General features: G+C 74.6%; 5 protein-coding genes and 1 pseudogene. 4 read left to right on the top strand and 2 right to left on the bottom strand.

What is annotated here, in order from left to right; translation table 11 throughout:
- Nucleotides 1–928, bottom strand: a pseudogene (locus tag AB0912_RS35605) (hydrolase); the annotation flags it as partial.
- A gap of 721 nt (nt 929–1649) precedes the next feature.
- On the opposite strand from AB0912_RS35605, the gene AB0912_RS35610 reads away from it, so the two are divergent.
- The 4 genes from AB0912_RS35610 (at nt 1650) to AB0912_RS35625 (ending at nt 7357) form a co-directional block, all read left to right on the top strand.
- A complete protein-coding gene (locus AB0912_RS35610; RefSeq protein WP_366707435.1) occupies nt 1650–4025 on the top strand; it encodes a SpoIIE family protein phosphatase in 2376 nt (791 codons plus the stop codon).
- 169 nt (nt 4026–4194) lie between these two features.
- Nucleotides 4195–5499, top strand: a complete 1305-nt coding sequence (locus tag AB0912_RS35615) for an arsenic transporter (RefSeq protein WP_366707442.1) — start codon at nt 4195–4197, stop codon at nt 5497–5499.
- 5 nt (nt 5500–5504) lie between these two features.
- A complete protein-coding gene (locus AB0912_RS35620) occupies nt 5505–6068 on the top strand; it encodes a universal stress protein (RefSeq protein ID WP_366707444.1) in 564 nt (187 codons plus the stop codon).
- Nucleotides 6069–6385: 317 nt separating this feature from the next.
- Nucleotides 6386–7357, top strand: a complete 972-nt coding sequence (locus AB0912_RS35625; protein WP_366707437.1) for an endo alpha-1,4 polygalactosaminidase — start codon at nt 6386–6388, stop codon at nt 7355–7357.
- A gap of 42 nt (nt 7358–7399) precedes the next feature.
- On the opposite strand, the gene AB0912_RS35630 is transcribed toward AB0912_RS35625, so the two are convergent.
- Nucleotides 7400–7962, bottom strand: a 563-nt coding sequence (locus AB0912_RS35630; protein WP_366707439.1) for a helix-turn-helix transcriptional regulator, incomplete at its 5' end; no start/stop codon positions are given.

Consider the following 7962-nt stretch of genomic DNA (forward strand, 5'->3'; position numbering starts at 1 on the left):
CGCGACGGCCGCTCCTCGCGGGGCGGCCCGCGCCGCTCTGACGCCGCGTACCGAACGGGCCGAACGGGGAGACGCTGCGGGGGCGCGGCGCTTGCCCCGCGCGTCCCGGCCGGGAGTCGAGATAGCGCCGGGCGCCCCAGCCGAGTACCGCCTCCGCGAGAAGGACGCCCAACCCCTCCTCGAACAGCCCGAGTTGCTCGGCGGCGTGCCGGCAGTAGGCACACTCCCCCAGGTGCCGGCCGACATCCGGCAACAAGGTGCCGCCGCGACGGATCTGCACATCGAGGAGCCGGTTGTAGAAACCGCATTCTCTGGTCGGCGCGAGTTCCCGGTGGGCGCGTACCAGGCCTTCCCTGAATTGGTCGCGGGCCTGTTCCAGGGCGGCGAGGGAGGTGTCGGTGTCCATGCCGGAAAGGGCGGCCGGCAGGGATAGCGGTTCGGCCTCCACCTCGGTGTGCCAGAGCAGACACCGGGCGAGTCCGGGAAGGGCGAGGAATGCCCGCTCGGCGAGCTTGCGGTTTTCCGCCGTCAGGGTCTTCGCGGCGCGCATACCGCGGCCTCCGGCGGGTTTCCGCAGATCCGGAAGCACGCCGGATATCCGCTCGTCCCCGGCCCAGTCCCGGACGGTGTCCCGTACGGTCACCAGGAACCGGGGCCGCAGCGCGAGACCCGGCTCGCCTTCCCCGACGCGGCCCAGCACCTGGTGGAAGGCGGTCGCGGCCACCATCGCGGCGACGTCGGCCTTCGTGGCGAGGCAGACCACCGCGTAGTCGTACGTCGGCTGCCAGTGCCGGGCGGTCAGCAGCGCGACGGGCCGCGGGGCCTCGCCGGGCGGCCGGCCCCTGAGCAGCGCGGCGAGATCCTCGTCGGACTCGCCGGGAACGCCACTGGGCGGATACGCGGGAAGCGGTGGGCGGGGGGTGTGCACGGAGCGGGTTCCTTCCGGGGTGCGTGGGGCGGCACGCGGAAACAGCACGGCCCGTCGGAAAAGACGCCTGATTGGTGTGGACCTTTTCGACGGAGCGCCGGGAAAACGGCCGGAGGACGAAGGCCGTACGGCGACCGTCGGACAGGAGCCTTTCGAGCCCGTCGACAGCCGGGGATGACGAACAGCGATTCAGTCCCGGGCGATTGACCAGGCGCGGGGGGTTCACCCTCGCACAACACGCTCGTGACCAACAAGGCACACGGGCCCCGGCACCCCTTATTGAAAGAACGTCAAAAGGACCGCCGGTAACTCGTCCGCATTTCAACGGCGTTCGATATCGGGACCGGCGCATATGAGCGGGCTTCCTCCGGTTCGGGGACGGACTCGGTTCGGGCACCGGGAGGGCGTACGGGTTGGTCCCGGCAGGGGGGGGCCGGCATCCCCGCTGCCGGCGGACGAAGGCCGGGGAGAGCCGGCCGACCGACGCGCGCCGGTCCGCCGGGGCGGAGAGCCGGGTGCGGGCGTCCCCGCCGTCCGCCGCCGGCGGTGCCGACCGTTCGCCGCCGGTGGTGCCCGCCCTCCACGTTCGGGGGTGGCCGTCATTGCCGTTCAGGGGTGGCCGTCATTCCCGTTCGGGGGTGGCCGCGCCGCGCAGGCCCTAGGCTGGAAGCGGAACGACGCGCTTGTTCACTGTGGGTGTGCGCAAGGGAAAGTGGCGAAGATGAGCCCGGTCCATCCGCTCCACGAGGCCGCCACCGCGCGGGCGGTGATCGACGGGAGCGGCATCCTGGTCCGCTGGAGCGAAGGCGCCCGGCGGCTGCTGGGGTACGCGCCGGAGGAGGTCGAGGGCCGCCCGGCCGCCGGCCTGCTGGCCGCCGGGTTCGAGGTCGCCCGGCCGGAAGCCGCCGCCCGCCGCCGGGACGGCGTCCTCCCGCTGTGCCGCCGCGACGGACGGGTGATCGACGTGTGGGTGCTCGCCCACCACATCGAGGACAGCGACGACTGGCTGCTGGTCTCCCCGCTGGGCGGCCCGCCGGTGCGCGGCCCGGACGACCCCCTCGTCCGCGCGGTGCTCACCCAGTCGCCCTGCGCCATGGCCGTCTACGACGAACGGCTGCGGCTCTACGGGATCAACGACGCGATGGCCCAGGTGATCGGCCTGCCCGAGGAACGCATCCTCGGACTGACCGTCGCGGAGATCGGCGGCAGACCGGCCAGCGAGGACATCGAACGGGAGATCGCCGCCGTCCTCGCCTCCGGCCGGGGACGCGACGTCGAGACGTACGCCCGCGCCGGCGGGGAGGAGCGGGCACACGCCTGGCTCGCCCGGATCGCCCCGCTGACCGACACCGAAGGCCGGGTGCGCGGGGTGTGCGTGGCCCTGCACGACGTCAGCGAGCAGTACCGGTCCCGTGAGCGGCTCCAGTTGGTCAACGAGGCGAGCGTCCGGATCGGCACCACCCTGGACGTCACCCGGACGGCTCAGGAACTGGCCGACGTCTGTGTGCCGGCCCTCGCCGACTTCGTGAGCGTCGATCTGCTGGACCCGCCCGAGAACGGCGGCGAGTACCGCACCGAGCCGACCGCCGCCCCGATCACCCTGCGCCGCACCGCCCACCGGTCGGTGAACCCCGGCTGTCCGGAGGCGATCCTCGCGGTCGGTGAGATCGACGTCTATCCGGCGGCCTCCCCGCAGGCCGACTCGATGATCGCCGGCCGGCCGCTCGTGGCGCCGAACGCCGGCGGGTCGCTGGAGGACTGGCTCGCCTGGGACGAGCGGCGCGACAAGCTCATCGCCGAGTTCGGGCTGCACACCACCATGTGGGTGCCCATCGCGGCCCGGGGCAAGACCCTCGGCGTCGCCGTCCTGAGCCGGTTCCGCCATCCCGACCCCTTCACCGCCGACGACGTCCTGCTCGCCGAGGAGGTCACGGCCCGGGCCGCCGTCTGTATCGACAACGCCCGGCGCTTCTCCCGCGAGCGGCAGACCGCGCTCGCCCTGCAGCGCAGCCTGCTCCCCCAGTCGCTGCCCCGCACGGCCGCCCTGGAGGCGGCCTCGCGGTATCTGCCCGCGGCGCGCGCCGGGATCGGCGGCGACTGGTTCGATGTCATCCCGCTGTCCGGGATGCGGGTCGCCATGGTCGTCGGCGACGTCATCGGGCAGGGCATCCAGGCCTCGGCGACCATGGGCCGGCTGCGTACGGCCGTGCGCACCCTCGCGGACATCGACCTCGCCCCGGACGAACTGCTCACCCATCTCGACGACCTCGTCGTCCGGCTGTCCACCGAGGCGGGCGCCGAGGGCACCACCGGCGAGGTCGGCGCCACCTGTCTGTACGCGGTCTACGACCCGGTGTCGCGGCGCTGCACGTTCGCCCGCGCCGGACATCCGCCGCCCTTCGTACTGCCGCCGGACGGCCCGCCCCGGCAGATCGACGTACCGGCGGGACCGGCGCTCGGCCTCGGCGGGCTGCCCTTCGAGTCCGTCGAGCTGGAACTGGCCGAGGGCACGGTGCTCGCGCTGTACACCGACGGGCTGATCGAGAGCCGCGAGCGGGACGTCGACACCAGCCACCGGCTGCTGTGCGGGGCGCTGCGCGAGTCGGCGCGGTCCCTGGAGGGGGCGGCCCACGCGATCCTGCGGGCGCTGCTGCCGGCCGGGGGCGCGCCGGACGACGTGGCGCTGCTGCTCGCCCGTACCCACGGGCTGCCCTCGTCCGCCGTGGCCGCCTGGGACGTACCCGCCGATCCGTCGCTCGTCGCGTCGGTCCGCAAGCAGGTCACCGATCAACTGGACCTGTGGGGGCTGACGGCGGCCACGTTCACGACCGAGCTGGTGGTGAGCGAACTCGTCACCAACGCGATCCGGTACGGCGACCCGCCCATCAAGCTGCGGCTCATCCACGACGAGACGACGCTGATCTGCGAGGTGTCGGACACCAGTCACACCGCGCCGCACCTGCGCCGGGCGAGGACCTTCGACGAGGGCGGGCGCGGGCTGCTGCTGGTCGCGCAGCTCACGCAGCGCTGGGGCAGCCGGCACACGCCGGAGGGCAAGACCATCTGGGCGGAGTTGTCCCTCCTCGGCGAGGAGTGAGGGTGCTCCCGGGGTGGCGGTGTCCCGTCTGATGTGATGGCTGCCGCGCAGCCGTCACCGCCCGGAGGACCGAACCCTGAACAGCCCGCTCGTGCCCGGCGCCGTCCCGCCCTTCGCCGGCGGGACCGGCGTGTCCGGCTCCCCGCTCGCCGGCCCGCTCCCCGGCCCGTTGGCCGCGGGCCCGGGTGCCCATCTCGGCGCGCCGCTCGCCGCCGCTCTCGGGAGCCCGTTCGCCGAGGCCCTGTCCGCCGTGCTGCTCGTGGCCGTGCTGGTCTGCGCGGTGGTGCGGCCGTTCGACTGGCCCGAGGCGGTGGTGGCCGTGCCCGCCGCGGGCCTGGCCCTGGTGACGGGGGCCGTCTCCTGGGACCACGCGCGGGCCGAGACGGGGCATCTGGGGCCGGTGATCGGCTTCCTCGCGGCCGTCCTGGTGCTCGCCAAGTACTGCGACGACGAGGGGCTCTTCCGGGCCTGCGGGGCGTGGACGGCCCGCTGGGCGGCCGGGAGCCCGGGCCGGCTGCTGACCGCGGTCTTCGTGCTCGCCTCCGCGATCACGGCGGTGCTCAGCCTGGACGCCACCATCGTGCTGCTCACCCCGGTGGTGTTCGCGACCGCCGCCCGCATGGGGGCCCGGCCCAAACCGCACGTCTACGCGTGCACCCACCTCTCGAACACGGCCTCGCTGCTGCTGCCGGTCTCCAACCTCACCAACCTGCTGGCGTTCACCGCGAGCGGGCTGAGCTTCACCCGGTTCGCCGCGCTGATGGCGCTGCCCTGGCTGGCCGCGATCGGCGCCGAGTACCTGGTGTTCCGGCGCTTCTTCGCCCGTGACATCGCGGCGGGCGCCTTCGTCGAGGCGGCCGGGGAGCCACCGGAGGTGCCGCTGTTCGCGCTGGTCACCGTGGGCTGCACGCTCGCCGGGTTCGTCGTCGCCTCGGCGGCCGGGATCGATCCCGCCTGGTCCGCGACGGCGGGGGCGCTCGTGCTGGCGACGCGCGCCCTCGTCCGCCGCCGCACCAGCCCGCTCGCCGTGGTGCGGGCCGCCGCGCCGTCGTTCCTCGCCTTCGTCCTCGCGCTCGGTGTCGTGGTGCGCGCGGTGGTCGACAACGGGCCGGCCGACGCGCTCGGGCGGCTCCTCCCGGGCGGCTCCTCGCCAGCCGCGCTGCTCGGCATCGCGGCGATCGCCGCCGTCCTGGCCAACCTGATCAACAACCTGCCGGCCGTCCTGGTGCTGCTGCCGCCGGCCGCCTCGCTGGGCTCGGGCGCGGTGCTGGCCGTGCTGCTCGGCGTCAACATCGGGCCCAATCTGACGTACGCGGGCTCCCTGGCGACGCTGTTGTGGCGGCGTATCGTCCATCAGCACGAACACGGCGTCGACCTCAGGGAGTTCACCCGGCTGGGCCTGATCGCCGTGCCCGCGGCGCTGGTGCCCGCCGTACTGGCTCTGTGGGTCTCGCTCCAGGTCATCGGAGGCTGATGGACATGCGGGTGGTCGTCTGGCTGGTCGAGGGCACGTGGCACGCGTGCGTGGACGCCGTCCGCACACACGCGCCGGGCGCCACCGACGTGGTGCTGCTGCACGTCACCGACCCCGGAGTGCCCGGCCTCGCGCACGGCGCCTTCGCGGGACTCCTCGGCCGCCGGCGCTCCGAGCCCGACCCGGGCGACCTGCTGGACAGCCTCGGCACGGCCTCGGGCGCGGAACTCCTCGACGCGGCGGCCGAGCGGCTGGGCGGTCCGGCGACGCGGGAGGAGCGGGCCGGGCGGCCCGAGCGCGAGGTGGTCGCCGCGGCCGAGGGCGCCGGTCTGCTGGTCGTGGCGCGCGACGGCGACCGGGACAGGCTCGGTCCGCACAGTCTGGGGCCTGCCGGGCGGTTCGTGGTCGACCACGCGCCCTGCCCGGTGCTGCTCGTCTGGCCGGAACCGGCACCGGACGTCACGACGCTGCCGCCCCCTCCCCCGCCGGGACACACGCCCCCGCCGCAGCCCCCGCATCCGCCCGCGCCCCCACAGCCTCCTGCGGCGCCGCAGCCGCCGGAGTCGTAGACGGTCGCTCGGGCAGTACGCGTACGCCGGTGGGCCGCGGGCGCGCGGAGGCCCCACGGTGACCATGGCCAGGGGGGCAGGCGGGTGGCGGGCACCCGTCGCGACCAGGGAGTTGGTGGCCGAATGCCGACCCCGCCGGGGCGGGCTCGCCTTGACGGATCAAGGGCCCTCGCGCTTTGATCCTGCCGTGCCGTGGTGCGACCCGGCACGCAGAGGTACGCCCAGCCGGTAGCGGACTCGGTTCAAATCCGGCCCAAGTCGCCAGGATCGCGCACAGCGTCCGAGGCGGGGACGTGCTCGCGATTGGTGGAGCTGACATGCCCCCCGTCACACCTGTTCTCCGCGCCGGAGTTCTGGGTACCGCCACGGCTCTGGCCGGGCTCCTCGCGCTCACCGGCTGCGGCTCCGGCAAGGACACCGGCGCCGGGCCGAAGACCCCGCGCGGTGCGGCGAGCGCGCCGGCCCCGTCCCGGACGTCCGCCGAGCCCTCGGCCGGCGCGGCCGAGGAGTCGTCCGGCGCGGGCGAGGAGTCCTCCGGCTCGCCCACGCCGGCCCGTCGTCCCGACGGAAAACCGACCGGCGTCCGGCTCCCCCCGCTGCACGCGGGCTTCGACTACCAGATCGGCGGCGCCTATCCCCCGGCCCCGGGCGTCCGCGTCGTCAGCCGTGACCGTTCCGCGTCGCCCGCGCCCGGCCTGTACAACATCTGCTACGTCAACGCCTTCCAGGCGCAGCCCGAGGAGCGCGGCCGGTGGCCCGCCGACCTGCTGCTGCGGGACGCGGACGGCAAGGTCGTGGTCGACAAGGACTGGGACGAGGCGCTGCTGGACATCAGTACGCCGGACAAGCGCCGCCGGGTCGCGGAGCGCGTCAACCGGTGGATCGACTCCTGCGCCGACAAGGGCTTCGACGCGATCGAACCCGACAACTACGACAGCTACACGCGCTCCCGGAAGCTGCTGACCGCGGACGACGCGACGGCCTTCATCTCGCTGCTGTCCGCGCACGCCCACGCCCGGCATCTGGCGATCGGCCAGAAGAACACCGTCGAACTGGCCGGGGCCAGGAAGCGGACCGGGCTCGACTTCGCGGTGGCGGAGGAGTGCGGCCAGTACGACGAGTGCGGGGAGTACGCGAAGGCGTTCGGGGACCGGGTGGTCGTGATCGAGTACACCGACAGCGGTCTGCGCAAGGCCCGGGCCGCCTACGGGGACCGGCTGAGCATCGTGCGCCGGGACGTGCTGGTCTCGACGCCGGGCAGCGCGCACTACGTCCGCCGTACGCGCTGAGACGGGGTCGGCCCCTTCAACGGGCGCCGCACGTCCGGGAGTTCACAGGAGGTGGAGGTCGCGGGCGCGGCGTACCGCCTCGCTCCGGCGGGTCGCGGCGAGCTTGCGGTAGACGCTCTTGAGGTGGGTCTTGACCGTGTTGACCGACAGATGCAGGTCGGCGGCGATCTCGTCACGGGACATCATCAGCGCCAGCCGCTCCAGCACCTCCCGCTCACGCTCGCTGAGCGCCTCGACCACCGGCGCGGGCGCCTCCCGCGCGGCCGGCCCCGGCCCGCCCGCCGCGGCCACCACCGGAAGCCACTCGTGCCCCTGCGCCAGAGCGGGACGGCGGCGCACCAGGGCCGGCAGCCAGGGGCCGGCCTCCACGAACGGCCGTCTGAGGTGCTCGGGCCGGGCCCCGCGCAGGGCACGCGCTACCAGCCGCTGGGCGGTGGGATCGTCGCCCAGCGCGTCCACCGCCTGCGCCCGGGCCAGCAGCACGCGCACCGTCGTGCCGGGCACCTCCTCCCGCTCGGCGGGCAGCGCGTCGAGCAGGGCGAGCGCCCCGGCCGCGTCGCCGGTGGCGAGCAGCGCCCGGGCCGCCGCCGCGGCGCCCTCCGGCC

It is taken from the genome of Streptomyces sp. NPDC007084, from assembly GCF_040703595.1.
In the GTDB taxonomy this organism is placed as follows: Bacteria; Actinomycetota; Actinomycetes; order Streptomycetales; family Streptomycetaceae; genus Streptomyces.

Bases quoted from the DNA above. Each gene is read 5' to 3' on its own strand.
- AB0912_RS35610 (WP_366707435.1), top strand. From the start codon at position 1,650: ATGAGCCCGGTCCATCCGCTCCACGAGGCCGCCACCGCGCGGGCGGTG.
- AB0912_RS35620 (WP_366707444.1), top strand. From the start codon at position 5,505: ATGCGGGTGGTCGTCTGGCTGGTCGAGGGCACGTGGCACGCGTGCGTG.
- AB0912_RS35625 (WP_366707437.1), top strand. From the start codon at position 6,386: ATGCCCCCCGTCACACCTGTTCTCCGCGCCGGAGTTCTGGGTACCGCC.